At 67.1% G+C, this 26,612-nt stretch carries 31 protein-coding genes; 18 read left to right on the top strand and 13 right to left on the bottom strand.

Annotated elements, in window-relative coordinates:
* Positions 1 to 5 precede the first annotated feature (5 nt).
* The gene (gene thpR / locus BM365_RS02550; RefSeq protein ID WP_093486311.1) at positions 6 to 599 is read left to right on the top strand and encodes an RNA 2',3'-cyclic phosphodiesterase; all 594 of its coding nucleotides are present in this window, start codon (positions 6 to 8) and stop codon (positions 597 to 599) included.
* 171 nt (positions 600 to 770) lie between these two features.
* Positions 771 to 1,208, top strand: coding sequence for a hypothetical protein (locus BM365_RS02545; RefSeq protein ID WP_139227285.1), 438 nt, complete (start codon positions 771 to 773; stop codon positions 1,206 to 1,208).
* Between the two features lie 53 nt (positions 1,209 to 1,261).
* Here BM365_RS02545 and BM365_RS02540 read toward each other — a convergent pair whose 3' ends face one another.
* Positions 1,262 to 2,335, bottom strand: coding sequence for a tetratricopeptide repeat protein (locus BM365_RS02540; RefSeq protein WP_158253459.1), 1,074 nt, complete (start codon positions 2,333 to 2,335; stop codon positions 1,262 to 1,264).
* A 145-nt stretch (positions 2,336 to 2,480) separates the two neighbouring features.
* Between BM365_RS02540 and BM365_RS02535 the strand changes: the two genes are divergently transcribed.
* From BM365_RS02535 to BM365_RS02510, 6 genes are all read left to right on the top strand, one after another.
* Positions 2,481 to 3,833, top strand: coding sequence for a M24 family metallopeptidase (locus BM365_RS02535; RefSeq protein ID WP_093486305.1), 1,353 nt, complete (start codon positions 2,481 to 2,483; stop codon positions 3,831 to 3,833).
* Positions 3,834 to 3,865: 32 nt separating this feature from the next.
* Complete coding sequence (trxC, locus tag BM365_RS02530) at positions 3,866 to 4,306, top strand: thioredoxin TrxC (protein WP_093486303.1); 441 nt, start codon at positions 3,866 to 3,868, stop codon at positions 4,304 to 4,306.
* Between the two features lie 73 nt (positions 4,307 to 4,379).
* On the top strand, positions 4,380 to 4,925 hold the full coding sequence (locus BM365_RS02525; RefSeq protein ID WP_093486301.1) for a GNAT family N-acetyltransferase: 546 nt from the start codon (positions 4,380 to 4,382) through the stop codon (positions 4,923 to 4,925).
* Positions 4,926 to 4,941: 16 nt separating this feature from the next.
* A complete protein-coding gene (locus tag BM365_RS02520; RefSeq protein ID WP_093486299.1) occupies positions 4,942 to 5,721 on the top strand; it encodes an SAM-dependent methyltransferase in 780 nt (259 codons plus the stop codon).
* A 177-nt stretch (positions 5,722 to 5,898) separates the two neighbouring features.
* A complete protein-coding gene (locus tag BM365_RS02515) occupies positions 5,899 to 6,120 on the top strand; it encodes a hypothetical protein (RefSeq protein ID WP_093486297.1) in 222 nt (73 codons plus the stop codon).
* Between the two features lie 37 nt (positions 6,121 to 6,157).
* Positions 6,158 to 7,975 (top strand): sensor domain-containing diguanylate cyclase, encoded by a 1,818-nt coding sequence (locus BM365_RS02510; RefSeq protein WP_093486295.1) that lies wholly within the window; start codon positions 6,158 to 6,160, stop codon positions 7,973 to 7,975.
* Between the two features lie 62 nt (positions 7,976 to 8,037).
* Here BM365_RS02510 and BM365_RS02505 read toward each other — a convergent pair whose 3' ends face one another.
* Complete coding sequence (locus BM365_RS02505) at positions 8,038 to 9,129, bottom strand: diguanylate cyclase (RefSeq protein ID WP_093486293.1); 1,092 nt, start codon at positions 9,127 to 9,129, stop codon at positions 8,038 to 8,040.
* Positions 9,130 to 9,307: 178 nt separating this feature from the next.
* On the opposite strand from BM365_RS02505, the gene BM365_RS02500 reads away from it, so the two are divergent.
* From BM365_RS02500 to BM365_RS02490, 3 genes are read left to right on the top strand one after another with little or no spacing between them, the layout of a single operon-like run.
* On the top strand, positions 9,308 to 9,955 hold the full coding sequence (locus BM365_RS02500; RefSeq protein WP_093486291.1) for a DUF998 domain-containing protein: 648 nt from the start codon (positions 9,308 to 9,310) through the stop codon (positions 9,953 to 9,955).
* Positions 9,956 to 9,985: 30 nt separating this feature from the next.
* A complete protein-coding gene (locus BM365_RS02495; RefSeq protein WP_093486289.1) occupies positions 9,986 to 10,330 on the top strand; it encodes a RidA family protein in 345 nt (114 codons plus the stop codon).
* Between the two features lie 3 nt (positions 10,331 to 10,333).
* A complete protein-coding gene (locus tag BM365_RS02490; protein ID WP_093486287.1) occupies positions 10,334 to 10,546 on the top strand; it encodes a hypothetical protein in 213 nt (70 codons plus the stop codon).
* A gap of 174 nt (positions 10,547 to 10,720) precedes the next feature.
* Here the strand turns inward: BM365_RS02490 and BM365_RS02485 are convergent, their stop codons facing one another.
* A complete protein-coding gene (locus BM365_RS02485) occupies positions 10,721 to 11,983 on the bottom strand; it encodes a TIGR03862 family flavoprotein (RefSeq protein ID WP_093486285.1) in 1,263 nt (420 codons plus the stop codon).
* A gap of 88 nt (positions 11,984 to 12,071) precedes the next feature.
* On the opposite strand from BM365_RS02485, the gene BM365_RS02480 reads away from it, so the two are divergent.
* On the top strand, positions 12,072 to 13,682 hold the full coding sequence (locus BM365_RS02480) for a serine hydrolase (protein ID WP_233210777.1): 1,611 nt from the start codon (positions 12,072 to 12,074) through the stop codon (positions 13,680 to 13,682).
* 4 nt (positions 13,683 to 13,686) lie between these two features.
* Here BM365_RS02480 and BM365_RS02475 read toward each other — a convergent pair whose 3' ends face one another.
* Entirely contained in the window at positions 13,687 to 14,121 is a 435-nt protein-coding gene (locus BM365_RS02475) for an FKBP-type peptidyl-prolyl cis-trans isomerase (protein ID WP_093486280.1), read from the bottom strand.
* A gap of 76 nt (positions 14,122 to 14,197) precedes the next feature.
* Here BM365_RS02475 and BM365_RS02470 point away from each other — a divergent pair, with 76 nt between their 5' ends.
* Complete coding sequence (locus tag BM365_RS02470) at positions 14,198 to 14,560, top strand: DUF6164 family protein (protein ID WP_093489407.1); 363 nt, start codon at positions 14,198 to 14,200, stop codon at positions 14,558 to 14,560.
* Positions 14,561 to 14,563: 3 nt separating this feature from the next.
* Here BM365_RS02470 and BM365_RS02465 read toward each other — a convergent pair whose 3' ends face one another.
* From BM365_RS02465 to BM365_RS02455, 3 genes are read right to left on the bottom strand one after another with little or no spacing between them, the layout of a single operon-like run.
* A complete protein-coding gene (locus BM365_RS02465) occupies positions 14,564 to 15,124 on the bottom strand; it encodes an SRPBCC family protein (RefSeq protein ID WP_093486278.1) in 561 nt (186 codons plus the stop codon).
* Between the two features lie 36 nt (positions 15,125 to 15,160).
* Positions 15,161 to 15,613, bottom strand: coding sequence for an SRPBCC family protein (locus tag BM365_RS02460; protein ID WP_093486276.1), 453 nt, complete (start codon positions 15,611 to 15,613; stop codon positions 15,161 to 15,163).
* The gene (locus BM365_RS02455) at positions 15,610 to 15,981 is read right to left on the bottom strand and encodes an ArsR/SmtB family transcription factor (RefSeq protein WP_093486274.1); all 372 of its coding nucleotides are present in this window, start codon (positions 15,979 to 15,981) and stop codon (positions 15,610 to 15,612) included. The genes BM365_RS02460 and BM365_RS02455 overlap by 4 nt, the downstream gene beginning before the upstream one ends.
* 87 nt (positions 15,982 to 16,068) lie before the next feature.
* Here BM365_RS02455 and BM365_RS02450 point away from each other — a divergent pair, with 87 nt between their 5' ends.
* From BM365_RS02450 to BM365_RS02435, 4 genes are all read left to right on the top strand, one after another.
* Positions 16,069 to 16,818: a sulfurtransferase gene (locus BM365_RS02450; RefSeq protein ID WP_093486272.1), complete on the top strand. Its 750-nt coding sequence runs from the start codon at positions 16,069 to 16,071 to the stop codon at positions 16,816 to 16,818.
* Positions 16,819 to 16,823: 5 nt separating this feature from the next.
* A complete protein-coding gene (locus tag BM365_RS02445; protein ID WP_093489405.1) occupies positions 16,824 to 18,383 on the top strand; it encodes a protein adenylyltransferase SelO in 1,560 nt (519 codons plus the stop codon).
* Positions 18,384 to 18,427: 44 nt separating this feature from the next.
* Positions 18,428 to 19,099, top strand: a complete 672-nt coding sequence (locus BM365_RS02440) for a glutathione S-transferase (protein WP_093486270.1) — start codon at positions 18,428 to 18,430, stop codon at positions 19,097 to 19,099.
* A gap of 84 nt (positions 19,100 to 19,183) precedes the next feature.
* Entirely contained in the window at positions 19,184 to 20,170 is a 987-nt protein-coding gene (locus BM365_RS02435; protein ID WP_093486268.1) for an LLM class flavin-dependent oxidoreductase, read from the top strand.
* Between the two features lie 3 nt (positions 20,171 to 20,173).
* Here BM365_RS02435 and BM365_RS02430 read toward each other — a convergent pair whose 3' ends face one another.
* The 3 genes from BM365_RS02430 to BM365_RS02420 all read right to left on the bottom strand — a co-directional run bounded on the left by BM365_RS02430 (position 20,174) and on the right by BM365_RS02420 (position 23,594).
* A complete protein-coding gene (locus tag BM365_RS02430; protein WP_233210863.1) occupies positions 20,174 to 21,724 on the bottom strand; it encodes a carboxylesterase/lipase family protein in 1,551 nt (516 codons plus the stop codon).
* Between the two features lie 129 nt (positions 21,725 to 21,853).
* Positions 21,854 to 23,035, bottom strand: a complete 1,182-nt coding sequence (locus tag BM365_RS02425; RefSeq protein WP_093486264.1) for a BaiN/RdsA family NAD(P)/FAD-dependent oxidoreductase — start codon at positions 23,033 to 23,035, stop codon at positions 21,854 to 21,856.
* A 1-nt stretch (position 23,036) separates the two neighbouring features.
* Positions 23,037 to 23,594 carry a YaeQ family protein gene (locus BM365_RS02420; RefSeq protein ID WP_093486262.1) on the bottom strand — a complete coding sequence of 186 codons (558 nt, stop codon included), beginning with the start codon at positions 23,592 to 23,594 and terminating at the stop codon, positions 23,037 to 23,039.
* 308 nt (positions 23,595 to 23,902) lie between these two features.
* Here BM365_RS02420 and BM365_RS02415 point away from each other — a divergent pair, with 308 nt between their 5' ends.
* Complete coding sequence (locus tag BM365_RS02415) at positions 23,903 to 24,112, top strand: cold-shock protein (RefSeq protein WP_056880400.1); 210 nt, start codon at positions 23,903 to 23,905, stop codon at positions 24,110 to 24,112.
* A gap of 68 nt (positions 24,113 to 24,180) precedes the next feature.
* Here BM365_RS02415 and dbpA read toward each other — a convergent pair whose 3' ends face one another.
* Genes dbpA through BM365_RS02400 form a run of 3 tightly spaced genes read right to left on the bottom strand, consistent with a single transcriptional unit; the run spans position 24,181 to position 26,608 of the window.
* Positions 24,181 to 25,557, bottom strand: coding sequence for an ATP-dependent RNA helicase DbpA (gene dbpA, locus BM365_RS02410; RefSeq protein ID WP_093486260.1), 1,377 nt, complete (start codon positions 25,555 to 25,557; stop codon positions 24,181 to 24,183).
* A 38-nt stretch (positions 25,558 to 25,595) separates the two neighbouring features.
* Positions 25,596 to 26,030 carry a barstar family protein gene (locus BM365_RS02405; protein WP_093486258.1) on the bottom strand — a complete coding sequence of 145 codons (435 nt, stop codon included), beginning with the start codon at positions 26,028 to 26,030 and terminating at the stop codon, positions 25,596 to 25,598.
* Complete coding sequence (locus BM365_RS02400) at positions 26,027 to 26,608, bottom strand: guanyl-specific ribonuclease (RefSeq protein WP_093486256.1); 582 nt, start codon at positions 26,606 to 26,608, stop codon at positions 26,027 to 26,029. The genes BM365_RS02405 and BM365_RS02400 overlap by 4 nt, the downstream gene beginning before the upstream one ends.
* Between the last annotated feature and the right edge of the window lie 4 nt (positions 26,609 to 26,612).

Below are 26,612 nucleotides of genomic sequence, written 5' to 3'. Positions count from 1 at the left end.
GCGTCATGCCCGCCACACCCGCGCCCTCCCAACAAGGCGATCTGTTCGGCGGCCCGCAACCGGGCCGGCTGCACCGCCTGTTCTTCGCCCTGGTGCCATCGCCCGGCGAAGGCGAGGCGCTCCGGCATCGGGCCGAGGACCTCAAGGCGGCGTTCCCGCAGGCGCGCTGGGTGCGGCCGGAACGCTACCACTTGACCCTGCATTTCCTCGGCGAAAGCGACGGACCGCGCGACGACATGGTGGCCGCGGCGCACGAGGCCATGCGCGACTGGCAGCCGGAACCGGTGGGCATCACCCTCGACCACCTGCTGTGCCTGGGCAACCCGAAGAACCCGGCGCTGACGCTCGCCGCCCTGCAGCCCTCGGCGTCGGTGGTGGCGTTCTGGCGCAGCCTGCAGCAGCGCCTGCTGCGCGCGGGCTTCAAACAGCATGTGGGCCGCAGCTTCGTCCCACACCTGACCCTGGCCTACGTGCCTCCGCGTACCGCGCCGGTGGACGTGCTGCCGATGGTGCTGCATCCGCAGGCGATCCATCTGCTGCAGAGCGTCGAAGGCGAGGCGGACTACACGCGCCTCGGCGAGTGGTCGCTGGCGGAGTAGGCGGACCCTCCACGCCTGTCGGTACGGAGAATCTGTAATACAGGGTTGCCTGCGGCTACGTCTGTCGGTCCGACACGACGATGGCGTCTTCGCGTGGCCGGCTGCGCGCGTCTGGTTGCGTTCGGGAGGACACCCGGAATCCTCCGGGCAGCCTTGAACGAGGACACCGACATGAGACGCTTGCCGATGCTGTGGGCGCTGTTGCTGTGCGCGCTGTCATTCCCGCTGTCTGCGCAGGATCGCAGCTACACCGAGGGGCCGGTCATGGAAGTCACGGCGGTCAAGATCAAGGACGGCCAATTCGACAACTACATGAAGCACCTGCAGACCCAGTACAAGCGCGTCATGGATGCGCAGAAGGACGCAGGCATCATCCTCGGCTACACGATCTATTCCGCCGATCCGCGGCGTCCGGAGGATCCCGACCTCTACCTGACCGTGGTCTATCCCAACATGGCCGCCTTCGATGGCTTGCGGGACCGATCGGAAGCCGTGTCCAGCAAGGTCACCGGACAGAACACCGCGCAAGCGAACACGGCGTTCGCCGATCGCGGCAAGATGCGCCAGATCCTCGGTAGCCAACTGATCCGCGAGTTGAAGTTGAAGTGACGGCACTTCGCGGGGCCGCGCAGCGAGCGTGGTCCTGCGATCCCGAACCCGGCTCAGTGGCCCTGTCTGCGCAGCGTATCCAGCTTGGCCTGGTAGAGCGCACGGGTATCGCCCTGGCTGAGTTCGCGCGCGCGCGCCAACTCACGGCTGGCGCGATGGTGATCGCCCTGCTGGAAGTAGACGCGCGCCAGGCCGAAGTGGAAACGGTGTTCGCCGTCATACAGGTGGATGGCCTTGCGGTAGTGTTCCGCCGCGCGTTCCAAGTCGCCGTCGCGCTCAAACCCGGCAGCGAGCAGGAAATGATGGAACGGGTCGCGCGCCTGCACGTCGTCCAGGCGCTTCTGCAACGGCCTCGCGGCATCGGCGTTGCCCGCCCGCAGGTAGAACGTCACCAGGTTGAACAACGCACCGGCATTGTCGTGATCGAGTTTGAGGGCATGCAGGTACGCCTGCTCGGCGCGCGCGTGATCGCCATTGCGCAGGTAAAGGACGCCGGTGTTGCTCCAGCTGGTCGCATAGCCGGGATCCAGCTTCAGCGCGATCTCGGCATGGCGGAGCGCATTATCCAGCGCGCCCTGTTCCAGTAGCTGCGCCGCGCGGTTGTTGTAGTAGTGGGCGATCATGCGGTCGTCACGGACCGGTTCGGGTGGTTCGCGGGTGATGACTTCGTTCCAGGCCACGTCGACGGTGAAACGCCTTTCGCGGATGCGCACGCCGGCGTTGACGTGCTGGCTGCGGTAGAGCGTGTTGTGGTCCTGGCGCCAGGCCAGGGTTTCGTCGACTTGCTGCGCATACGCCGTCAGTCCGGCTTCCCGCGCCAGCGCCACCGTCAGCAGGGTGAAGCTCATGCAGTTCGCCTGGCGCGTGGCGTAGGCCTCGGCCACGGTGTGGTTGGCGTCGGGTTCGTAACGCATACCCAAGCCCTGGGGACTGAACAGGAAATCCACCAGCCGCTCCAGACGGGCGTTCGGCTGCCGGGTGTGGTCCAGAACCTGTTCCCGGAATTGCTGTCGAAGCGGCTCCGGGATCGCCAACACATCGTTGGGGGCAGGGGGACCGACAGGCTGGGCGAGCGCCGACAGGGCCAACGACGCCAGCAGCAGGGTACCTAGCCACTTCGTCCACATCACCCACCTCCGGGTCCCGCATCGGGACGCGTCCGCGCGGCACGAGTGTAGTCCTGCATCGCAGTGCGGCATGGACCGTCCGGCTGCGTTGACGCGATCGTGGCGGGGCGGCTAGCGTCATGGCCCTTTTGCCGGAAGCTCCCGCATGCGCGCCGCCATCCTCCTGTTCCTGATGCTGGCCGGCCTGGCGCCGGTCTCCCATGCGGCATCGGTGCCTGACCAGGGTCGGGACGGAATCACCGTCGGGGCGGTGCTGTCGCCGCGAGAGCGGGTGGAGCCGGAGAACCGCATGCTCCGCGAGCGGCTCGACACGCTGCTGCCTCGTTTGATGAAGGAGGCCGACCTCGACATGTGGGTGGTGATCGCGCGGGAATATGCCGAAGACCCGGTGTACTTCACCCTTGTGCCGCAGCCGGCACATGCGGCGCGGCGCACGACGATGCTGGTCTTCCACCGGCAACCCGATGGCAGCGTGCAGCGGCTCTCCATCAACCGCTATCCGTTCGGTGCGCCCTACGAGACGGCGTGGTCGGGCGGCGACCTCAAGACGCAGTGGGAAGCGCTGGGTGCACTGATCGCCACGCGGGATCCACGCAGGATCGGCATCAATGTCTCCGGCGAGTGGGCGATTGCCGATGGCCTGACGCATGCGCTGCATGAGCGTCTGCGCTCGGTGCTGCCGGCCGCGCTGCAGGATCGGCTCGTGCCGGCTGAAGCGCTGGTCGTGCGCTGGATGGAAACCCGTAGCCCTGGGGAACTCGCGGCGTATCCGCATATCGTGTCGCTCGCACGCGGCGTGGTCGCCGAGGCGTTTTCCAGCCAGGTCATCACCCCCGGCGTCACCACCACGGACGACGTGGCGTGGTACATCCGCGAGCGTTTCGAGTCGCTGGGGCTGGCGCCCTGGTTCATGCCGGACGTCAACTTCCAGCGCGCCGGAACGGCCTGCGCGGACGATGCGCCGTTCTGCGGCGAGGAAGGCGTCATCCAGCCTGGCGACGTACTGCACACCGACGTGGGTCTGTGCTACCTCAAGCTGTGTACCGACACGCAGGAAATGGCCTACGTGGTGCGCGCCGGTGAAACGGAGGCACCCGCCGGGCTGCGTGTCGCGCTGGCCCAGGGCAACCGCTGGCAGGACGCGCTGACGACCCAGTTCATCGCCGGCCGCACGGGCAACGAGATCCTGGCGGCGACGCAGCGCGAAGCGACCCGGCAGGGGCTGCGGGCGGCGACCTATTCGCACCCGGTGGGTTTCGTGGGCCACGCGCCCGGGCCGACGATCGGTATGTGGGACAACCAGGGGCCCACCGTGGGGCAGGGGGATTGGCCGCTGCATGCCGATACCGTCTACGCCATCGAAGGCAACGTGAAGGCGCGCGTCCCGGAGTGGGGCGGGCAGAACGTGCAGGTCAAGCTGGAGCAGATGGCGGTGTTCGACGGGCGCAAGGTGGTCTATCTGGCCGGGCGCCAGGTGGTCTGGCACGTCGTGCGGTGACGCGCCGGACGCACGGACGGTAGGATGCCGGCATGAGCGCCGACGTCCACCTGATCGCCTGTCCGCACTGTGCGGCGATGAACCGTGTGCCGCCGGCGCGCCTGGCAGAGGCACCGAACTGCGGGCGCTGCCACCACCCCTTGTTCACCGGTCTGCCACTGGCGCTGGGCGAGGCGGACTTCGACCGACATGCACTGCGCAGCACGCTGCCGTTGCTGGTCGATTTTTGGGCGCCCTGGTGCGGCCCCTGCCTGCAGATGGCCCCGCATTTCCAGCAGGCGGCGGGCTTGCTTGAACCGGCGGTCCGCCTGGCCAAGGTCGACACCGAAGCGTGCCCGGGGCTGGGCAACCGCTTCGGTATCCGCAGCATCCCGACGATGGTGCTGCTCCAGGGCGGCCGCGAGATCGCCCGGCAGAGTGGCGCGATGGCGATGGAGGCGATCGTGCGGTGGGCGCGGGGACACGCGGGATGAAGCGAACGGGAACGGAGGCATCGAAGGGCGGGGTGGTCCGTCGCTTTCCCAGCGTGCTGCACGGTGCGGAGGCATGCGCGCCGATGCCGCGCTCACCAGGATGACGACGCCGGACCTGGCGGGGGATGGCGTGTACCTGCGTGCACTTGCCCGGGCTGATGAGGCGCTCTACGTCCAGGTGCACGCATCGCCTGAGGCGATGCGACACGTAGGCGATCCGCTGGATGTCGTCACGGCGCGCTCGCGATTCTCCAGGGCGATCGAGCTGGCCTCAGCCGCAGATACAACCTATCGGATGTGGACGGTCGTCGTGCCCGGCGAGGAGGCCGGCATCGGCATCTCGCTCCTCATGACGACCGGTCCCTGCGCGGAAATCGGCATCATGCTGCTGCCGGCATGGCAGCGGCGGGGCATCGGGCGTCGCGTCCTGGACGCGATGGTGGAGTATGGTTTCGACAGGTTGGGACTGCCGGCCATCGAATCGCGCCAGCGGAACGGCAACATGGGCTGGCAGCGTGTGATGGAGCAGTCGGGCTTCAAGCGTATCGAGGGGACGCCCATGCCGCACGAGTGGCTGGGATGGCGCCGCGATCAGGAGATGTCGGTGTCAGTGGTCTGAATCAGGGGAAGCAGTAATGAAGTCGGGTAGTTTGGCGTGCGTCGGCCTGGGCATGACGCTGGGGGCGCATCTCGCGCCGCGTGCGAGGAGTTTCATCGAGGAAGCCGACGTGGTGTTCGTGGCGGCCTCTGACCCGTTGGTGGAGCTATGGGTGCAGCAGATGCACTCGGATGTCCGCAGCCTGCAACCCTATTATTCGGAAGGAAAGCCGCGCAGCGATTCCTACGCTGAAATGGTCCACGCCATGTTGGAGCGGGTCCGTGCGGGGGAGCGGGTCTGCGGCGCCTTCTATGGGCACCCTGGCGTGTTCGCATGCGTGCCCCATCGTGCGATCGAGCAGGCCCGTTCCGAAGGGTTCGACGCGGTCATGGAAGCTGCGGTATCCGCGGAAGACTGTCTGTACGCGGACCTCGGGATCGACCCCGGAACCTATGGCTGCCAGCACTACGAAGCAAGCCAGTTCATGGCCTATCGCCGCATCGTGGATCCCACGGCTGTCCTGGTCCTGTGGCAGGTGGGCGTGGCGGGCGATCCGACGCTGGCACGCCTCAGCACGGGCCGTGCCCAGCGTGAAATCCTCGTGGACATCCTTTCTAGGGACTACCCCGGGGACCACGTCGTCACCGCGTACGAAGCAGCCACGCTGCCGTTCGCCCGTCCTCGCATGGAGCGGTTCCCGCTGAAGGAGCTGGTTGGCGCGCAGCTGAGCGGCCAGACGACCCTCGTGGTCCCCCCTTCAAGACCGATGGAGCTGAATCGCGAGGTCGTCTCCCGGTTGGCGGAGTTGGCTGATTAGGCCCTCTTCCCCACTGAAAAACCGCTAGAGAGTGGCCTGAAAAGAGGTTATCTTCCGCAAACGAGCCCGTTTGCTTGGGGAGCAGGGGCCGTTCAACACCATTTTTGCCCAGGGGGAGTCGTGTCAGCAGTTATCCGTTTCATCGAATCTATCGGTCAGAATTCGTCGGCCCGCCACATGACCGCAGCGGACTACAACGCCGCCATCGACGCCCTCGGGATCGACGAGCCGGAAGCCACAGCCCTCCGGGGCAGGGACAGCACCGCGATCTCGGACCTGTTGGGCGGACGAAGCAAGATGATGTGCATGATCTGGGCGCCTGATCAGCAACCGGCCAAGGAAGACGATCAGCCCCTGGAAGGTGACGTACCCGTGGAAGACAACCCGCCGGAAGAGTGAGCTTCCGTCGAGGGCAGTAGATCAAGGGAGTAGAGCTATGTCTGCGCAATGGAAGGGTTACTGGCTGCTGGGCGCTTTGCTGGTGTCGATCTCGATCGGGCCTGCATATGCGGCCGGATCGCTTGACGCGCTTATCGCGAAGGCGGAGACCGCCCGCAGTTCCGATCCGAAGTCCTTCCAGCGGCTGCTCGGGCAACTCGAAGCCCAGGTCGATTCCGCGGACGAAGCGCAGAAAGACCGTATCGCCTACCTGAAGGCGTACGGTCTGATCTTCGAAGGAAAAGCAGAAGCCGGCATCACGGTGGCGAAAGCGTTGGGCGAATCGACCAAGGACGCTGATCTTGCCTTGCGCGCGACCCTGCTTACGGTCAACGCCTATGCGCTGAACCGGCAGTTCACCGAAGGCCTCCGCCAGCTCGAAAAAGCCATGCAGCGGCTTCCTGCGGCGCGCTCCAAGGAAATTCGCCATCAGGGGCTGGGTGTGGCGGCAGTGCTCAACCAGCAGATCGGGCAGTATCGACAGGCGCTGGACTATGCCGATCGCATCCTGAGGGACGTGCCCGATGGTCGGACACGCTGTCTTGCATCCCAGGTGCAGATCGAGAGTCGCCAGTTCCTGGGGCTCCTGCCCGCCGACGATGCGACCATCCATGGCGCGATCGAGCATTGCAACAAGCAGAAGGAATTCGCGGCAGCGAACTTCATCCGTATCGCGCTGGCCAGGAAGTGGGTGGAGGCGGGGGAAACGCAGCGTGCGATCGATCTGATCGAAAAGCATCTGGGCGAGATCGAACGAGCCAAATATCCGCACCTGGTGGCAGAGGCGAAGGCGTTCCTCGCCGAGCAAACGCTGGAGAAGGGCGATCTCTCCGCCGCCGAGAATTATGCGCGTGGCGTATTGAGCCAAAGCGCGGGTGTCACCAGCACGCTCCCTCTGGTAAAGGCCTACAGGACGCTTTACGACATTGCGGAACGCAATGGCGATACCAAAGGGGCACTGGTGGCTTATCAAAGCTACGCCGAGGCCGACAAGGCCTACCTCAATGAAGTGAAGGCGCGCGAACTGGCTTACCAGATCGTGCGCCAGGAAACCCTGCAGAAGACCCAGCAGATCAGCCTGCTCGACCAGCAGAACCAGGTGCTGCAGCTGCAGCGCAAGGTCGACCAGCAGGCGGCGCAGAACACGCGGCTGATCGTGATCCTGCTGATCGTGCTGGTCGCGTCCATCGGCTACTGGGCGTTCAAGATCAAGCGCGTGCAGCTGTCGTTGAAGAAGATGGCCGAGACCGACGCCCTGACCGGCATCTGCAACCGCCACCACTTCACCATCCGCGCCGAACGCGCGCTGGCCGAATGCGCGCGCAACGGCGAGCAGGCTGCGCTGATCATGTTCGACCTGGACCACTTCAAGAACATCAACGACCGCTTCGGCCATGGCACCGGCGACTGGGCGCTGAAGGAAGTCTCCGAAGCCAGCAAGGGCTTCTGCAGGCGCATCGACGTGATCGGCCGCCTGGGCGGCGAAGAGTTCGCCATCCTGATGTACGGCTGCGACCTGCGCGCCGCCGCGCGCGTGGCTGAGGATTGCCGCGTGCGCCTGGCCCAGATCGACACCCGCGAGACCGGGCACGTGTTCGCCATCACGGGCAGTTTCGGCGTGACCTCCAGCATGCAATCCGGCTACAGCCTGGCCAAGCTGCTCTCGCACGCCGACAAGCAGCTGTACCGTGCCAAGCACCAGGGCCGCAACCGCGTGTGCGTCTACGAGCCCACGCAGGAGCACGCGCGCGAAGCCAGCAACGTGCTGGAACTGCCCACGCGCGAAGGCCGCGCCGAACACCACATCGGCGCCTGACGGCCGGACCGCCCGAGCGGCGGTCCGCGTAAACACGGATCGACGGAAACCCTGACGACGCGTCAGGGCGTGACAGTGGCCGTATGCAGCCCTTCGTGGATGGCCCACTGGTTGCGGCCATTGCTCTTGGCCCGATAGAGCGCGCGGTCGGCCGCTTCCAGCCAGACGCGCAGTCCGGCGGAGGGGGCATCCGCCCGCGCCAGCCCGAGGCTGACCGTCGGGTGCAGGCCGGGCGCGCTCTGCAGGCGGAGCGCTTCCACACCCTCGCGGATACGCTGCGCCACGTTCTCGGCGGCGACCAGGTCGCTGCCGCGCAGCAATACCGCGAACTCGTCGCCGCCCAGCCGGCCTGCGCAGTCCAGTGTGCGGATGCTGTGGCGGATCACGCCGGCGACGGCACGCAGCACATCGTCGCCGGCCGCGTGGCCGTGACGATCGTTGATGGTCTTGAAGTGATCGATGTCGATCATCATCAGCGTGGCCTGCTCGCCGGTCTCGGCGCATTGCGCGAGCAGCATCGATGCCTGTTCCTGCCAATGGCCACGGCTGTCCAGCCCACTGAGGGTGTCGCGCCGGCTGAGTTCGTCCAGCAGGCGGTTCTGCCGCTTCACCTTGCGCACCAACCGGTAGCTGGCCTGGCTGACCGCAATCGAGTGGATCAACAGCATCGGCAGGCACGCCAGCATCACCGGCATGCTGGTGACGGGGCGCATCTCGAAGCCGGTGAGCGCACCGGCCAGCAGCGCGCCCGCCAGCATCAGCGGCAGCGACCAGTACCAGAGGCGATCGATGCCGGTGCTGATCTTGTCCACGGTGGCCAGTGTCACGAGCAGTACGCTCGGCAGCAGGTTGAACGCCATCAATGGCACCCACATGCCGGCGAGCATCGAATCGAAGAGCAGGTTGCGGATTTCGCCACGGAAGGGTTCGCGGTGCCGCAGCGCCAGACCGTAGGCCACTTGCGGCCATAGCAGGGCGGTGAAACCCAACCACGCCCACAGGCCCCAGCCCGCCCCGTTCTCCAGCAGCACGGCGCCGACGGGGAGGGCGGCCAAGCCCATGCCCAGCATGCGCAGCCGGTAGATCCGGCGTGGCAGGCGCTGGGCGTGGTGGCGCGCCGGGTGGGCGCCGGATGGCGATACGTCGAACGGCATTGGCGCGTGGAGTCCCCTCGCTCGTGGCGGCCAGTCCCCCGGTACCCCGGGAGAGGATGGAGTGTAGGTCAAACCGTGACGGCGGGCACGCCACGGACTTCTGCCCACGACAACGGCCTGCATCCGGCGAACTTGAGCCCTGGCGGATAATCGGTTCGACACCCGCCAAGGTTCCGTCATGCCCGCTGCCGCGCCGACCGCTTCCACCTCGCAGACCCGTACGATCCGACTGACGGCGATGCTGGCGATCACCGGAGCGGTCTTGTTCCTGCTGGTGGCGGGGGCGCTGCAGGTCGTTCGCCACGATCTGGCCTGGCCCCAAGCCACCCTGAGCCAATATCTGAGCGGACCTTACGGTCTGCTATTGCGGTCGGCCTATTGCCTGCTGGCGGCCACCATCGTGCTGCTGGCGTTGGGCCTGCGCGCCCAGCTGACACCGCAGGCGCGGAGCGGCGCTCCGGTATTGCTGTTCGCCCTGGGCGCTGTCGCGCTCGCTGGCGTGGCGGTCGGCGATTCCTGGTTGCCCGCGATTGCGCCGGAATTCCACGTCTGGTTCCACCACACCTGTGCGATCACGGCGTTCCTGAGCGTCACCGCGGGCATGGTGCTGCAGGCGTGGCGCTTCCGTCTCGATGCGGCCTGGCGGCCGTATTTCCCGCTGGCCGCGGCCTGGTCGCTCGCGTGCTTCGCCTTGTTGTGGGTGCACGCGCTGTGGGCGCCGGCCGGAAAGGGTTGGGTGCAGAAACTGCTGATCGCGCTGATCGTCTCCGCGATGCTGTTGGCGGGTACGTGGCTCTGGCGTGCCGCCCGCCGTGCGCGGCGCTAAGCTTCGGGTAATCACACAGGAGATTCCCTCATGATCCAGCGGTTCGACGTCGGCGCACGCCTCTCCGAAATGGCCATCCACAACGGCGTGATCTACCTGGCAGGGCAGGTGGCGGAAGACGCCACACAAGGCATCGCCGGGCAGACCCAGCAGGTGCTCGCCGAGATCGACGCGTTGCTGGCGCGTGCGGGCAGCGACAAGGCGAAGATCCTGCGGGCGGAGATCTTCATCAAGGACCTGCAGGACTTCGAAGCGATGAACCGTGTGTGGGACGCATGGGTGCCGGAGGGCAATGCGCCCCCGCGCGCGACGGTGCAGGCGAATCTGGCGCGTCCGGGATGGCTGATCGAGATCGTGGTGACCGCGGCGGTCTGACCGATGGCGACGCGCAAGCCTGGCCCGTGGCAGCGTCCCGCACCGAAGAGGCGCGGCGGCGGCCTCAAGCTCACGCCGGCCCAGGTGGAAGAAGCGCGCGCCCGCGCCGAAGCCGCGGGTCGGCGCTACCCCAACCTGGTCGACAACATGTATGTGGCCGCCAAGGCGCGACGCGAGGGTGAGGGAAAACAGACCGTCACTGACGAGTCTGAATGAGCATTCAGCCGCCTCAGGCACAGCATGCACATCCGGCCGTAAATGTCTGTAATAAAACTGCTTTGAAACGCTAACCGGACTTCAACAACGGCTCGCGTATCGTGCGCCCACGTTCCGCAGCCGCTGCGGCACGCACTTCCCGGGGTGCGCGCCGCAGCCCCTGCGGACGACCAATCAGGCGTTGCGTTGCGCCAGCCAGTCGACCACACCCAGCGCGGCCTGGCGGCCGCTGGCGAAGCACGCCGTCAGCAGGTAGCCGCCGGTGGGTGCTTCCCAGTCGAGCATTTCGCCGGCGGCGAACACGCCGGGCAGTCCGCGCAGCATCAGGCCTTCGTCGAGTGCTTCCAGCGGCAGGCCACCCGCGCTGCTGATCGCTTCCTCGATGGGGCGCGCGCGCTGCAGGCGGAACGGAAACCGCTTCAAGGTACGCGCGATGCGTGCCGGATCAGCCAACGCCGTCTTGTCGAGCACTTCATAAAGTAGCGCGGCACGCACGCCGCTGACCCCGGCTTCGCGGCGCAGGTGTTCGCTCAGGCTCCGCGAGCCCCGGGGCTTGGCCAACCGGCGCACCAGGTCGTGCTCCTCGCGCCCGGGTAGGAGATCCAGTACCAACGTGGCGTGACCCTCGCGTGCGATGTCGTCGCGCAGCATCGGCGACAGTGCGTAGACCAGACTGCCTTCGATGCCCGTGGCGGTAACCACACACTCGCCCTGTCGTTGCTGTGGTGTGCCGTCAGCGGCATGCCAGTGCGCGGTGACGGGCTTCAGGGGTTCGCCGGCGAAACGCGTGGCCAGATGCTCGCTCCAGCCGATGTCGAAACCACAGTTGGACGGCTGCAGTGGCGCGGTCTCGACCCCACGCGCTTGCAATGCCTCGACCCAGGCGCCGTCCGAGCCCAGTTCCGGCCAGCTGCCGCCGCCCATCGCGAGCAAGACCGCATCGGGCCGTACGCGGAGGTCGCCTTCCGGCGTGGCGAAGCGCAACGCGCCGGCCTCGTCCCAGCCGTACCAGCGATGCGACACATGAAAGCGCACACCCTGTTCGCGCAGGCGTCGCACCCAGCCGCGCAGCAGCGGCGCGGCCTTGAGGTCGGTAGGGAACACGCGGCCTGACGTCCCCACGAACGTCTCCACGCCGAGTCCGCGTGCCCAGGCACGGAGCGCATCCGCGTCGAAATCGCGAAGCCACGTGGCGACGTCATTCGCGCGTTCGCCATAGCGCGTGACGAAGACATCGAAAGGATCGGAGTGGGTGAGGTTCATGCCGCCTTTGCCGGCGATCAGGAACTTCCTTCCCACGGAGCCCTTCGCGTCGTACAGATCGACCTGCAGCCCTGCGGCGCGCAATGTTTCGGCGGCCATCAGGCCGGCGGGGCCGCCGCCGATGATGGCGACGGTGGATGGCGAATGCGGGGTGTCGGGGCTCGGCGAAGGCATCTACATAGTATGCCGTGCCCGATCAGCACTCCCGGCAGGCGCGTTGGCTGCGGTATCGTCGCGCTGAATGTTCGAACGGGAATGCCTGATGCCTCTGACGTCGCCCGCGGCCCTGCGCCGCGCCCTGTTGTTGCTGTGCCTGGCCGCGCCTGCAGCCGTTGCGAAGGACGCAGCGCCACCGCCCGCGTTGCAGGACCTTGACGCGTATGTCGAATCCGTGCGCCAGGCGTTCGACGTGCCCGGTATCGCGGTCGCGGTGGTGAAGGACGGCGAAGTGGTCTTGGCGAAAGGGTGGGGAGAGCGCGAGCTCGGCAAGCCGGCGAAGGTCGACGCGCACACGATGTTCGCCATCGCGTCCAACACGAAGGCGTTCACCTCGGCGTCGCTGTCGATGCTGGCCGACGAAGGCAAGCTCTCGCTGGACGATCGTGTGATCGACCACCTGCCGTGGTTCCGCATGGCGGACCCGTACGTGACCCGCGAGATGCGCATCCGCGATCTGCTCGTCCACCGTAGCGGGCTCGGCCTGGGCGCCGGTGACCTGCTGTACTGGCCCACCACCACGTACAGCAACCGCGAAGTGGCCGAGCGCCTGCGCGACGTCCCGCTGACCGGTGGCTTCCGCGAGCGTTATGCCTACGACAACATCCTCTACGGCATCGCGCAGCTGGTGGTCGAAGAGGCCAGCGGCCAGTCCTATGAGCATTTCCTGCGCACGCGCATCTTTCAGCCGCTGGGCATGCGCGAGACCCGCTACAACAGCGATGCGCTGAAGGCGGGTGACAACGTCGCCACCGGCCATGCCAAGGCCGACTTCACCACGCTGCAGCCCGCGCCGCGGATGACGTGGAAGAACGTGGCCGGCGCGGGCGGCGTGTATTCCAGCGTGTCGGACATGGCGCGCTGGATGAACGCGCAACTGGCTGGCGGCACCTACCGCGATGCGAACGGTCGCGAGCAAGCGCTGTTCACGCCTGCACGACAGAAGGCGATGTGGTCGCTGGTCACGCCGATTCCGATTTCCGAGCCCAAGGTGGAAGCGCTGAAGGCCGCGAAGCCGAATTTCCTCGGTTACGGCGAAGGCTGGATGGTGTCCGACTTCCAGGGCCGCAAGCTGGTGTGGCACACCGGTGGCTGGCCGGGCATGGTCTCGCGGGTGACGCTGGTGCCGGAACAGAAGCTCGGCGTGGTGGTGCTGACGAACCAGGAAGTGGGCGCCGCGTTCCACGCGATCACCCTGAAGGTACTGGACGCCTACCTTGCTAATAGCGGCACCGACTGGCTGGCCGCCTACCAGGCGCAGGTGGCGCAAGCCAATGACAACGCCGACGAACACTGGCAGAAGCTGCAGGCCGCGCGTGATGCGACGTCGAAACCGTCGCTGCCGCTAGCGAAGTACACCGGCACCTTGCGCGACCCCTGGTACGGCGACGTCACCGTGGCCCAGGAGGGCAAGGGGCTAGTGTTGCGCTTCAGCCGCACGCCAGAGCTGGTCGGTGACCTCCAGCCCTGGCAGCACGACACCTTCGTGGTGCGCTGGCGCGAGCGTTGGCTCAACGCCGATGCCTTCCTGACCTTCTCGCTGAAGCCCGATGGCGGCATCCGCGAAGCGCGGATGGAAGCGATCTCGCCGCTGACGGATTTCAGCTTCGATTTCCACGACCTGCGGCTGGCGCCGGTCGCGGAAGGCAAGGAGTGAGGGATCAATCGTGCGGTTTGACGTCGAGCAGTTCGACGTCGAACACCAACGAGGCGCCGGGCGGAATCACGCCGCCCGCGCCACTGGTGCCGTAACCGAGGTCCGACGGGATCAGCAGGGTGCGCTTGCCGCCCACCTTCATGCCGGCGACGCCTTCATCCCATCCGCGGATCACCTGGCCCGCACCAAGCAGGAAGGTGAAAGGTTCGCCGCGATCCACCGAGCTGTCGAACTTCATCCCGTGCTTGTCCGGCGCGTTCTCGTCGTACAGCCAGCCGGTGTAGTGCACCGTGACATCGCTGCCGCTGGTCGCGACGGTACCGGTGCCCGCCTGGCTGTCCAGACGCTGGAGTTCGGCGACGCTGCCACCGGGCGGCGGGCCTGACGGAGCGCAGGCAGCAACGAGGGTCAGCGAAACAGCGAGCAACAGGGAGCGCATCGATCATCCTGGAATACGGGGGCGTGCAGGGTAACCCACGCGGATGCGCCGGAAGCTGACCGGCTACACTGTCGCTATGGCGAAACTCTTCCTCAACCTGCGCAACGTGCCGGCCGATGAAGCCGATGAGGTGCGCGACCTGCTGCGGTCGAACGCGATCGACTTCTACGAAACGCAGGCGAGCCCGTGGGGCATTTCCGCGGGCGGTTTGTGGATCGAGGACGCCGACCAGTTGGCGCGTGCGAAAGTCCTGATGGCCGGCTACCAGGCGCAACGGCGCGACCACGCACGGTCCGAACGCGCCGCCGCCGAGCGCGAAGGGCGCGCGGACACCTTCGGCGGACTACTGCGCGAACGCCCGCTCTACGTGGCCGGCATTCTCGCGGCGATGCTGTTCATCGTCGCGGTGACGTTGGCCTTGCCCTGGCTGCTGCTCTGAGTCTCAGGTCGCGGCATCGCGCGGCAGGCGCTGCGCGTAGTCGGCTTCCAGTGCCTCGTGCGAGGTCCAGAAATTGGCGGGCGCGCGGCCTTCCAGGTGATCGATCAGGATGCCGATGTGCGCATGCCAGCCTGCGGAGACGCTGAGCAGCGCATCGCGATCGGGCAGGCGGCTGTGCGTGATGGTCAACAGCACACGCTCGCCTTGCGGCTCCAGGTCGAAGCGCACTTCCGACGAGGTGCCATCCGCTTCGCCCCAGGTGTGCGCCAGCAGCCGCGGCGGTTCGCATGCGGTGATGCGTCCGGACTGACGATGGCAGCCGTCCTCTGTGCGGTAGCGCTCGGGCGTGGGCACCTGCACGTCGGAGAGGTCGTCGTGGCGGAAGACCAGGGCTACGTCGCCGCCGACGCGCAGGTCCATCGGGCCACTTGCCAGCCAGCGTCCGCGCGCTTCGCTGTCGGTGAGGTAGTGCCAGACGCGTTCGATGGGTCCGGGTAGCGAACGCTGCAAGCGCAAGGTGTTGGGTGCAACCAGCGTGCCGAAACGGGCATTGATGTCGTTCATGTGAACTCCGATGTCGTAAGGGGTATTGCGACGAGATCAGAACAGCGCGTGCAACGCCTCGAGCATGTGGGCCCAGCCTTGTTGCGTGCGGCGGGCGTAGTCGGCCCAGGCGCGCGGCAGCGTGTGGGCAAGGTGGAGCACGCACCCGGTTGGAACAGGCGAGATGACGATGTCCACGCGGCTGCCGTCCTGGTCCGACTGGCCTGCGATGCCCCAGGTGAAAGACAGCCGATGCGGGCGATCGATCACGAGATATTCGCCGACATGATCGATGCGCGTGCCATCACGTTCGACCAGCATCGAGAAACGACCGCCGACACGCGGATCGACATCCAGTCGCAGCACCTTCTCGTCGCGTACGCCGGGTCCGAACATCCATTGGCCCAGCAGGCGTGGCGTAAGCCAGGCATCGAACACGCGCTCCGCTGGCGCGGAGAAGCGACGCTGAACGGTGATGTCGATCGTGTCGGGGGGAGGAGGTGCGCTCACGGTTGTTGCCTGCGCCGGTTCGTGGAGGGGGTCGCCACGTCGGCCTCCGCCTGCAGGACGGCGTCGAGTGCGTCGAGGCGATCACCCCAGAATTGCTCGTAGTGGCGCAGCCACGCCTGGCCTTCAGCGAGCGCCTGGGGCTGCAGGTGGCAAAGATGGGTGCGCCCCCGGATCTGTCGCGTCACCAGCCCGGCGCGCTCAAGCACCTTGATGTGTTTGGAGGCCGCCGCGAGCGAGATATGGAAGGGAGCCGCCAGTTCGCCCACGCTGCGCGGCTGCCCACCGAGGCTGCGCAGCATGCGCCGGCGGGTGCCGTCGGCGAGGGCGTGGAAGACGGCATCGAGCCGGGGGGATTCATGTTCAACCATGTGGTTGAGTATTGGTTGCTGCCCATGGACTGTCAACCATTTGGTTGAATGATGGGGCTGGCTGCCGACGGACGGTAAAATCACCGCATGGTCACCAACATCGCCGCCTACCACTTCACGCCCATCGACGCCCCCGAGGCCTTCGCGGCCGAGATCCGCGAACGCGCCGAAGCGCTGGTGCTGCGAGGCTCGGTGCTGGTGGCGGGCGAGGGCGTGAACTTGTTCCTTGCCGGCTCCGCCGACGCCATCGAAGCGTTCCTCGCGCCGTTGCGTGCAGACCCGCGCTTCGCCGGTTTGCGGATCAAATACAGCACCAGTTCGCAGGTGCCGTTCGCGCGGCTCAAGGTCAAGGTGAAGCCGGAGATCATCAGCTTCCGCCGTCCCGGCACCACGCCGGAAGACGCGCGTGCACCCACGGTAGAACCCCGCACCCTGGCCCGCTGGTTGGCGCAGGGCCATGACGACGCCGGACGTCGCGTGGTGATGCTGGATACGCGCAATGCGCAGGAAGTGGCCTACGGCACCTTCACCGGCGCGCTGAGCTTGCCGATCGACAAGTTCACCGACTTGCCGGCTGCGCTGGAGCCTCATCGCGATGCGTTGAAGGACGCCACGGTGGTGAGTTTTTGCACGGGCGGTATCCGCTGCGAGAAGGCCGCGTTGTGGATGCAGGCCGATGGCATGGACAACGTGCTGCAGCTGGATGACGGCATCCTCGGCTATTTCGAGCAGGTGGGCGGCTTCGGCTACGACGGCACCTGTTTCGTCTTCGACGAACGCGTCGCGCTGCATCCGGACCTCACGCCGCTGGTGGACGACGCGGCCGACGCCGCGTGAGCGCGATGCACGCGCTTCACTTCGACAACCGCTACGTCGACGAACTGCCGGGCGATCCCGAGCAGTCCCCGCATCGCCGCGAGGTGCGCGCTGCGCTGTGGTCGGCGGTAGCGCCCACCCCGGTCGCCGGGCCCGTGCTGCTGGCGCATTCACCCGAGGTGGCCGCGCTCGTGGGTATCGCTGAAGCGGATGTGGCATCGCCCGACTTCGCCCGGGTCTTCGGCGGCAACGCGCTGCTGCCGGGCATGCAGCCTTACGCGGGCAACTACGGTGGCCACCAGTTCGGCCAGTGGGCCGGGCAACTGGGCGATGGACGTGCCATCACGCTGGGCGAAGTGGTAAATGCCCATGGCCAGCGCTGGGAACTGCAGCTCAAGGGCGCCGGGCCGACGCCGTATTCGCGTACCGCCGACGGGCGCGCGGTGCTGCGCTCGTCCATCCGCGAGTTCCTTTGCAGCGAGGCCATGCATCACCTGGGCGTGCCGACGACGCGCGCGCTCAGCCTGGTGGGAACCGGCGAACAGGTCGTGCGCGACATGTTCTACGACGGTCACCCCGTGGCCGAGCCTGGTGCGGTGGTGTGCCGGGTGGCGCCTTCCTTCCTGCGTTTCGGTCACTACCAGTTGCCCATGTCGCGGGGCGAAACCGAGGTGCTGCGCATGCTGGTGGATTTCACCATCCGGCGCGACTTCCCGCACCTGGAGGGCGAGGGCGAAGCGCTCTACGGTGCGTGGTTCGCCGAGGTCTGCGAACGCACAGCGGTGATGGTGGCGCACTGGATGCGGGTAGGCTTCGTCCATGGCGTGATGAACACCGACAACATGTCGGTGCTGGGCCTGACGATCGACTATGGGCCGTATGGGTGGATCGACGACTACGACCCGGACTGGACGCCGAACACCACCGATGCGCAGGGCCGTCGCTATCGCTTCGGCTGGCAGCCGCGCGTGGCGGGGTGGAACCTGACCCGCCTGGCCCACGCGCTGTCGCCATTGTTCGATGGCGTCGATGCCCTGCAGGATGGACTGCAACGGTTCGCCGATGGCTACGCGCGCGAGGAGCGCGACACCACCGCGCGCAAGCTCGGCCTGGCGGCGCATCGCGATGGCGATACCGAGCACATGCAGGCGTTGCAGCTCCTGCTGCAGCAAGGCGAGATCGACATGACGCTGTTCTTCCGTGCGCTGATGGATGCGGATCCGGGCGACGTGTCGCTGTCGGCGTTCGATGCTGCCTTCTACGATGCGTCGAAACGCGAGGCGGTGGCGCCCGCGTTGCGCGACTGGCTCGCCTTGCACGCGCGACGGATCGAAGACGATCCGCAGGATCCTGCGATGCGCCGCGAGCGGATGCGTCTGGCCAATCCCCGCTACGTGTTGCGCAATTACCTGGCGCAGCAGGCAATCGATGCGGCGGAGACCGGCGATCTGTCCGGCGTGCACGAATTGCTCGAGGTCATGCGCCGGCCCTACGATGACCAACCCGGTCGCGAACGTTTCGCGCAGCGCCGGCCGGACTGGGCCCGCGATCGCGCGGGGTGTTCGATGCTGTCGTGCAGTTCCTGAGGGTCGGCGCGCGGTAGGATGCGGCATCCCCGCGGAGTGCCGGCATGATCACGGTCCACCATCTCAACAATTCCCGGTCCCAGCGGGTGCTCTGGCTGCTGGAGGAACTTGGGTTGGACTACACGGTGGTGCGCTACCAGCGCGACCCGCAGACGATGCTGGCGCCGCCGGAACTGAAGAAGGTGCATCCCCTGGGCAAATCGCCGGTGGTGGTCGATGGCGAGCACGTGCTGGCCGAATCCGGTGCGGTGCTGGAGTACCTGGTGGAGCGCTACGATGCCGCACGGCGCTACGCGCCGTCGCCCAGCACGGCGGAGCATCTGCGCTATCGCTATTGGCTGCATTACGCCGAGGGTTCGGCGATGCCGCCGATGCTGCTGAGCCTGGTGTTCTCGCGGTTGAAGAAAGCGCCGATGCCTTTCTTCGCCCGACCGATCGCGCGCGGCATCGCCGACAAGGCGCTGAAGACCTTCGTCGGGCCGCAAGTGAAGCTCCATTTGGGTTACATGGAAAGCGAACTTGGCAAGGCGGCGTGGTTCGCGGGCGAACAGTTCAGCGCCGCGGACATCCAGATGAGTTTCCCGGTCGAAGCCGCCGCTGTGCGCGCCGGCCTGGAGGCGTATCCGAACCTCGCCGCCTTCCTGCAGCGCATCCATGCGCGACCGGCCTACCAGCGTGCGCTGGAGCAGGGTGGCCCGTTCGACCTGCTGGGGTGAGCGGGATACAGCATCCCGCCCGCTGAGGTGGAATCGCGCCACGCGCGACCCCATGACGATGGTATCGTCATCGCTGGTGGACCCATGATTCCGTATTCGCTCCTCGATCTTGCCCCCGTCTGCGAAGGCAGCGACACCACGCAGGCCTTCGTCCACATGCGTGACCTGGCGCAGCACGCCGAGCGCTGGGGCTACACGCGCTACTGGCTGGCCGAGCACCACAACATGCCGGGCATCGCCAGCGCGGCGACGGCCGTGCTGATCGGCCATGTGGCGGGCGCCACGTCGACGATCCGCGTCGGTGCGGGCGGCATCATGCTGCCCAACCATTCGCCGCTGCAGGTGGCCGAGCAGTTCGGCACGTTGGCCTCGCTGTATCCGGGCCGCATCGACCTGGGCCTGGGCCGCGCGCCCGGCACCGACCAACCGACCGCGCGCGCTTTGCGCCGCTACTTCGACAGTGCCGAGCAGTTTCCGCAGGATGTGCAGGAGCTGTTGCGCTATTTCGAGCCGGTGCAGGAAGGCCAGGCGGTACGTGCCGTGCCGGGCGCGGGCTTGGACGTGCCGGTGTGGCTGCTGGGGTCCAGCCTGTTCGGCGCACAGCTCTCGGCTGCGCTCGGCTTGCCGTATGCATTCGCGTCGCACTTCGCGCCGGATGCGATGGACCAGGCGCTGCTGCTGTACCACCGCGATTTCCGTCCGTCGAAGCAGCAGCCGAAGCCGCACGCGATGCTCGCGCTGAACGTAGTGGCGGCGGAAACCGATGCCGAAGCGAAGCACCTGTTCACCACCCAGCAACAGGCCTTCGTCAATCTGCGGCGTGGCCGTGCAGGCCTGGTGCCGCCACCGATCGACGATATCGAAACGTTCTGGGAGCCGCATGAAAAGGCAGGCGTGGCACAGGCGCTGGCCTGCGCCGTGATCGGCAGCCGCGAAACCGTGCGCAAGGGCATCGCGGACTTCATCCAGCGGCATCGTCCCGACGAGCTGATGCTGACCGCCAACATCTTCGATCACGCCAAGCGGCTGCGGTCGTTCGAAATCGCGGCCGAAGTGATGGCCGGCGGCTGACGCTCAGAAGGTGCCGCGTTGAACGAAGGGCGCCTGTTCGTAGAGACGCCGTTCGCCCCCGCGCGGATCGTCCTGCAACCGTGAGGCGTCGTCGAAGACCATCGTCTGCCGCTGCGGCAGCGTGTACGGCGACCACGCCGGCAGACCGGCGTGGTTCGGGTCGCCATGGCGGGCGAGGGCGATCAGGGCCTCGCTCATGCGCGAGGCCATCGCGTGCGCGCGCGCGTCGTCGCCGGTTCTCGATCCCTCTGCCGCGACGTTGTCGAAGACCAGCGGAATATCGAGCGTGTGGAAGGCGCGCAGGCGACCATCCTCGGCGGGCGAGCGCCAGTCCAACTGGTAGACCCAGGCAGGCGCGCCCTGCAACGCACGCGCTTCAGCTTCGATGATGGCGCCGCGCCACGAACGGCCGGCGGTGGTGGCCGCGAAGAACACCTCCGACGGCGTGTAGTCCGGATACAGCCGGCGGTACTCGGCGATGACCGCGTCCGGGGACAGATCCACGTATTGCTGTTCGCGCAGCTTCTGCGGCAACGCGTCCCACGTCAGGGCGAAGTTCGCCTCGTCGTTACCCAGGAACGCGCGGGTTTCGTCGCGCGTGTTGCCGATGACCATCGGGATGCGCGCCGATAGCGCAGGTGCGTCGGGATAGAACGGATGCCGCGGGAGGTTGTGCGTATCCAGCACGGGGCCGAAGTAGAGCGAGGTGTTCTCCACCCGCGAGGGATCGCGCACGCGCGTGGCCTCCAGCAGGCGCGCGATCGGCATCGCCAGCAGTACGTCCGTGTCGCGTGGGCTGAGTCCGAGTTCCGCCAGGAACAGCGCCGTACGCTGGGCCGCGGCGCGTGGACCGGCGGCGGTGACCTGTTGCCCGCTCATCGTCATCGCCTTGTGGAACAGGCCATCGGCCTCGGGCATCGCCATCAGCGTGGCGATCTTGGCGCCGCCGCCGGATTGGCCGAACACGGTGACATTGCCTGCATCGCCGCCGAATTCATGGGCATGCTCGCGCACCCAGTACAGCGCGTCGATCAGATCCAGCTGGCCGGCGTTGCCGGCGTCGCGCAGGCGTTCGTCGCCGCTTTCGCCCAGGTAGAGATAGCCGAACGCGTTGAGCCGGTGGTTGACGGTGACCACGACGACGTCGCCTCGTCGGCACAGGTTTACGCCGCCGTAGAGCGGATGCGAACCGGAGCCGTTGTTGTAGCCGCCGCCATGGATATAGACCAGGATCGGGCGCTTCCGCCCGTCCCGCAGTGCTGGTGTGTGGATGTTGAGGAACAGGCAGTCTTCGCTGATTGGCTGACCGTCAGCATCACCGCGCTGTGGGGCGGAGGCGCCGTGGCGGGTCGCATTACGTACGCCGGTCCATGCCAACTCGCGGGACGCGCGCTGGAAGCGGCGTGTCGAGGTATCCGCGCCGTAGGGCACGCCGAGGAAGGCATGGATCCCGCGCTCGGTCCGGCCGGCGATGCGGCCACTGCGTGTGGTCGCGACGGGCGCGCCTCGCGTGGCCGCACCGACAGGCAACGCGGCTGACAGGGCGGCGAGCATCGACGTGCCGGCGCACTGGATCAGGAACTGACGGCGTGACGTGTAATAGGCAGGAGCCATGGAAACCCTCGAATGACACCGGTTTCCAAAGGGTAGCAAGGCCGCTGCGGACAGGAACGCCGCAGTGCGTCAGACCGCCATGCCGGCCGCATGGCCGGACGCCCAGGCCCACTGGAAGTTGTAGCCGCCCAGCCAGCCGGTCACATCGAGCACTTCACCGACGAAGAACAGGCCGGGCACATGCTTCGACATCAGCGTGCTGCTGGATACGCCGTCGGTATCCACGCCGCCCAGCGTCACCTCAGCGGTGCGATAGCCCTCGGTGCCACTGGCGACCAGCGGCCAGTCGGCCAGCAGCGCGGCGGCTTCTTTCAGCTGCGGCGTGTTGAACTGCTTCATCGGCCGGTTGGGCAGCCAGACCTCGCACAGGCGCTGGGCGAAGCGGCGCGGCAACGCGTCGGACAGGACCGTCTTCAGTTCGGCATCGGGCCGCTGCTTCTGCTGGGTTTCCAGCCAGTCCAGCGCATCGCGGTCGGGCAGCAAGTCCAGGCGCAGGTCGTCGCCAGGTTGCCAGTACGAAGAGATCTGCAGGATCGACGGTCCGCTGACACCGCGGTGGGTCAGCAGCACGAAATTGCGAAAGCGGGCCTTGCCGCAGCGCGCTTCCACCGGAAACGACACGCCGCTCAGGTCGGCCAATCGCTCCTGGTGCTTGCCGCTGAGCGTCAGCGGAACCAGCCCCGCGCGCGTGGGCAGCACCTCATGGCCGAACCGCTTCGCCAGGTCGTAGCCGAAGCCGCTGGCGCCCATGCTGGGGATCGACAACCCACCGGTGGCGACGACCAGCGACGGCGCAGCGAAGCGGCCCAGCGAGGTGTCCACGCGGAACACGCCATCGGCCTGTTCGATGCGCTCCACGCGGCAATCCGTCTCGATGCGGACACCCGCGGCGAGGCACTCGTCCACCAGCATCTTCACGATGAGCTTGGAGGAGACATCGCAGAACAGCTGCCCGAGTTCCTTCTCGTGGTACGAGATGCGGTGCCGCTCGACCATCTCGATGAAATCGGCGGGCGTGTAGCGGGCGAGCGCCGACTTGCAGAAATGCGGGTTGGCGGACAGGAAGTTGGCCGGCGTCGTGCCGGTATTGGTGAAATTGCAGCGCCCGCCGCCGGACATCAGGATCTTCTTGCCCACCTTGTTGGCGTGCTCGACGACCAGCACGCGCAGGCCGCGCTGGCCGGCGGTGAGGGCGGTCATCAGGCCGGCCGCACCGCCGCCGATGACCAGCACGTCGTGGGTGGGCAGCACCTCAGCGACCGCGCGGGGTGCCGGCCTGGCGCACGACGGGGCGAAGGTCCAGCGTGCCCTCGTCTCCGATCCAATGCAGTTCGCCGTCCTGGATCATCACGTTGAAGCGCATCGTGCGGTTCATCCACGTTTCCAGGGTTTCGACCGCAGGAAAGGGGATGTCGATGACGGTGAGGTGGGCGTGGCGGGCCAGCGCGCTGGCATTCTTGTCCCACCACAGATCGGCCGCTCGGCCACCGTAGTTCACCACGATGACCTCGTCGGCCCGGCCGCAGGCCTTACGGATGCGGGATTCGTCCGGCTGGCCCAGGTCGATCCACTGGGTGATGTCCCCGGTGTAGTCCTTGCGCCAGAGGTCCGGTTCGTCCTCGGTGCTCAGGCCGCGGCCGAACTCCAGGCGTTCGTCGGCGAACAGGGCGAAGGCCAGCAGGCGGACCATCAGCCGTTGGTCGGTCTCCGAGGGGTGCTGGGCCAGGGTGAGGGTGTGGCCGCCATAGTAATGACGGTCCATGTCGCTGACCTGCATTTCGGCTTTGACGACGGTGGCTTTGAGCGCCATGGCGGGGGTTCGCGGAAAGGGGCGCCATCATACGCCGCGCGGCGGGGCGCCCACCGTGGGCTGCAACCGGTTACACGGGCCGCTTGGATCGCCCTGTTCAGCTTCGATCGTGGAGGGATTCGCTTTTACGTCAAAACCCCGGTAGAGTGCGCGGCACTGTGCTTGCCAGGGTCACCGTGAATCGTGAGCCTGATGCGGTAGATACATCTGCTACATCTTCCCGCTTTACCAACGCCTGCAAACCCAGTCCCGTTCCAGCCAATGCTGGAATCGTGGTCCTTTCATCCATGTTTCAGGAGTTAGTAAAGATGTCTGATCGTCAGACCGGCACCGTCAAGTGGTTCAACGACGCCAAGGGCTTCGGCTTCATCACCCCGCAGAGCGGCCCCGACCTGTTCGTGCACTTCCGCTCGATCCAGGGCAATGGCTTCAAGTCGCTGAAGGAAGGCCAGCAGGTCACCTTCGTCGCCGTGCAGGGCCAGAAGGGCATGCAGGCCGACCAGGTGCAGGCGCTGTAATCCAGCCCTGAACCCTACGGTTCAAGAAAACGCCGGTGCGCAAGCGCCGGCGTTTTTGTTTGTGCGCATTACAGCTTGCGCACGCGGAAGCTTCGTCCCTTGATCTTGCCCGCGTTGAGCCGCGCCAGTGCGGCGCCAGCCTTGTCGCGTGCAACCGCCACGTAGGTGCGGGTGGGGAAGACGTTGATCTTGCCGATCGCCGCCGCGGACAGCCCCGCATCGCCGGTCAGCGCACCTAGCACGTCGCCCGGGCGAAGCTTGTCGGTCTTGCCGGCGTCGATCCGCAGCGTGGTCATCGCCGCCGGCGGTGCGGCGTGCGCCTTGGGCGCGACCGGCACGTTGCGGTCCCACAGCAGCGGCGCGCCGAGGCGCTCTTCCAGCATCGTCGCGCGCGGCAGTTCGCGTGGCGTACACAGGCTGATCGCCAGGCCGTCGCGGCCCGCACGACCGGTGCGGCCGATGCGGTGGATGTAGGTGTCCGCATCGCTGGGCATGTCGAAATTGACCACCAGGCCCAGGTCTTCGATATCGAGGCCACGCGCGGCCACGTCGCTGGCCACCAGCACGTTGCAGCTGCGGTTGGCGAAGCGCACCAGCACTTCGTCGCGGTCGCGCTGCTCCATGTCGCCGTGCAGGGCGAGGGCGGAGAAGCCGAAGTGCTGCAGCGAGCCGGCGACTTCGTCGACATCCTTGCGCATGTTGCAGAACACCACGCAGGTTTCCACGCGTTGCTGCGCGATCAGCCCCGCCAGTGCGATCTGCTTGCGCGCCGGTTCGACCTGCACGAAGCGTTGCTCGATCGTCGCCTGTTCCTGCGGAGCATCCACGGTCACCTCCAGCGGATCGCGCAGGGTATTGCGGGCGATCGTGCGGATGGCGTCAGTGAAGGTGGCGGAGAACAGCAGGCTTTGGCGGTCCTTCGGCGTCTTGCCGGTGATTTCGCGGATCGGCTCCTCGAACCCCATGTCCAGCATGCGGTCGGCTTCGTCCAGCACCAGCGTGCGCACGCCGCCCAGGTGCAACACCTTCTTCCGCAGCAGTTCCTGGATGCGGCCCGGCGTGCCGACGACGACATGCGGGTCGTGCGCTTCCAGCGAGCGGATCTGCGGCTCCAGCGGCAGGCCGCCGCACAGCGTCAACACTTTCAGGTTGGGCAGTCCGACCGCGAGCTTGCGAATCTGTTGCGCGACCTGGTCAGCGAGTTCGCGGGTCGGGCACAGCACCAGCGCCTGGGTGCGCACGCTGGCCAGGTCCAGCCGGTGCAGCAGGCCGATGCCGAACGCGGCGGTCTTGCCGCTGCCGGTCGGAGCCTGCGCGATGACATCGCGGCCGTCGAGAATGGCGGGCAGGCTCTGCGCCTGGATAGGGGTCGGCTGGGTGTAGCCGAGGGCGTCGACGCCCTGCTGCAGGCCGGGCGACAACGGGAGATGGGAGAAATCGTGCATGCGCCATTTTCGCAGATCGGCGCGTGCCTCGCCGGCCGCTATTGCAGGTCCGGGAAATCTTCCTCGGGCAATGCGATGAAGGACCAGAAAGGCACTTCGTCGGCGGCCCAGGCCTGCGAGGCTTCGTCCAGGATGTCGAGCAGGGTGTCGAAATCGGCTTCGTTGCGCTCACGCAGCGCATGCGCCTCTTCGAACAGCAGCACATAGCCCGGGGCGGGCAGCCAGGAGAGATCGCGCAGGCTGTCCGACAGGGCATCCCAGTTCCGGCCCGAGGTATCGGGGAAGTCCAGTACCGTCGCGATGCGCAGCAGCAGCGCCGCCTTGCCGTCGCACCCGGAAAGATCGATGCGGCGCGCGAGCAGGCCGGCATCGCGCCCGACGGCGGCGAGCGCGCCCAGGTCGTCCTCGGTGACGAAGAACACACCCGCGTGCGCGGGATCGGTCAGGCCGGGATCGAAGCCGGAGTCGCTCATGGCGTGCTGCCCTGGCCGATCTCGAACCGGCGGAAGCTGTCGTAGTGGTCGTCGGTGTAGTAGTACTCGCTCGGCGGCGTACCCCCGGTGACGATGCGCCGCGTGCCGCGGTGATCGAGGCCGGGCGTATCCACGGTGTACTCGTGGTAGTAGCCACGCGCCTGTCGCGGAAGACGGCCTTCGCGGTTCTGGAAGACGGCGCCATCCTGTCGGTGCGGGAAAGGACCACCGCGCTGGATGAGGTCCAGCGTGGTGCGGGCCTCCGGCGGCAGGAAAGCGGGCAAGGCATCCGCCGCCTGCGTCGCGGCCGGGGGCGAACGCGCCGGTTCCGGTTCAAGCGTGGGCACCTGCCCGGCAAGACCGCCAGGCCGCGTGTCCTCGACCGGCGGCAGCGCCAGCGTTTCATTGACGCGCTTTGGGTCGCCGGCGTCCTGCGCGGCGACAACCGCAGGCGCGTCGGGCGCAGCGTCGCGCTGGGACCACCACCAGGCGCCGGCACCGATCAGGAGCAACGCCACGAAGGCGAGCAGGGGAAGGCGCAGACCGGAGGACTGGCGGCGGCGGGAGCGTCGGCTCATCAGG

This window comes from Pseudoxanthomonas sp. YR558, from assembly GCF_900116385.1.
Lineage (GTDB): Bacteria > Pseudomonadota > Gammaproteobacteria > Xanthomonadales > Xanthomonadaceae > Pseudoxanthomonas_A.
This window is presented reverse-complemented; position numbering and strand designations above follow the sequence as displayed.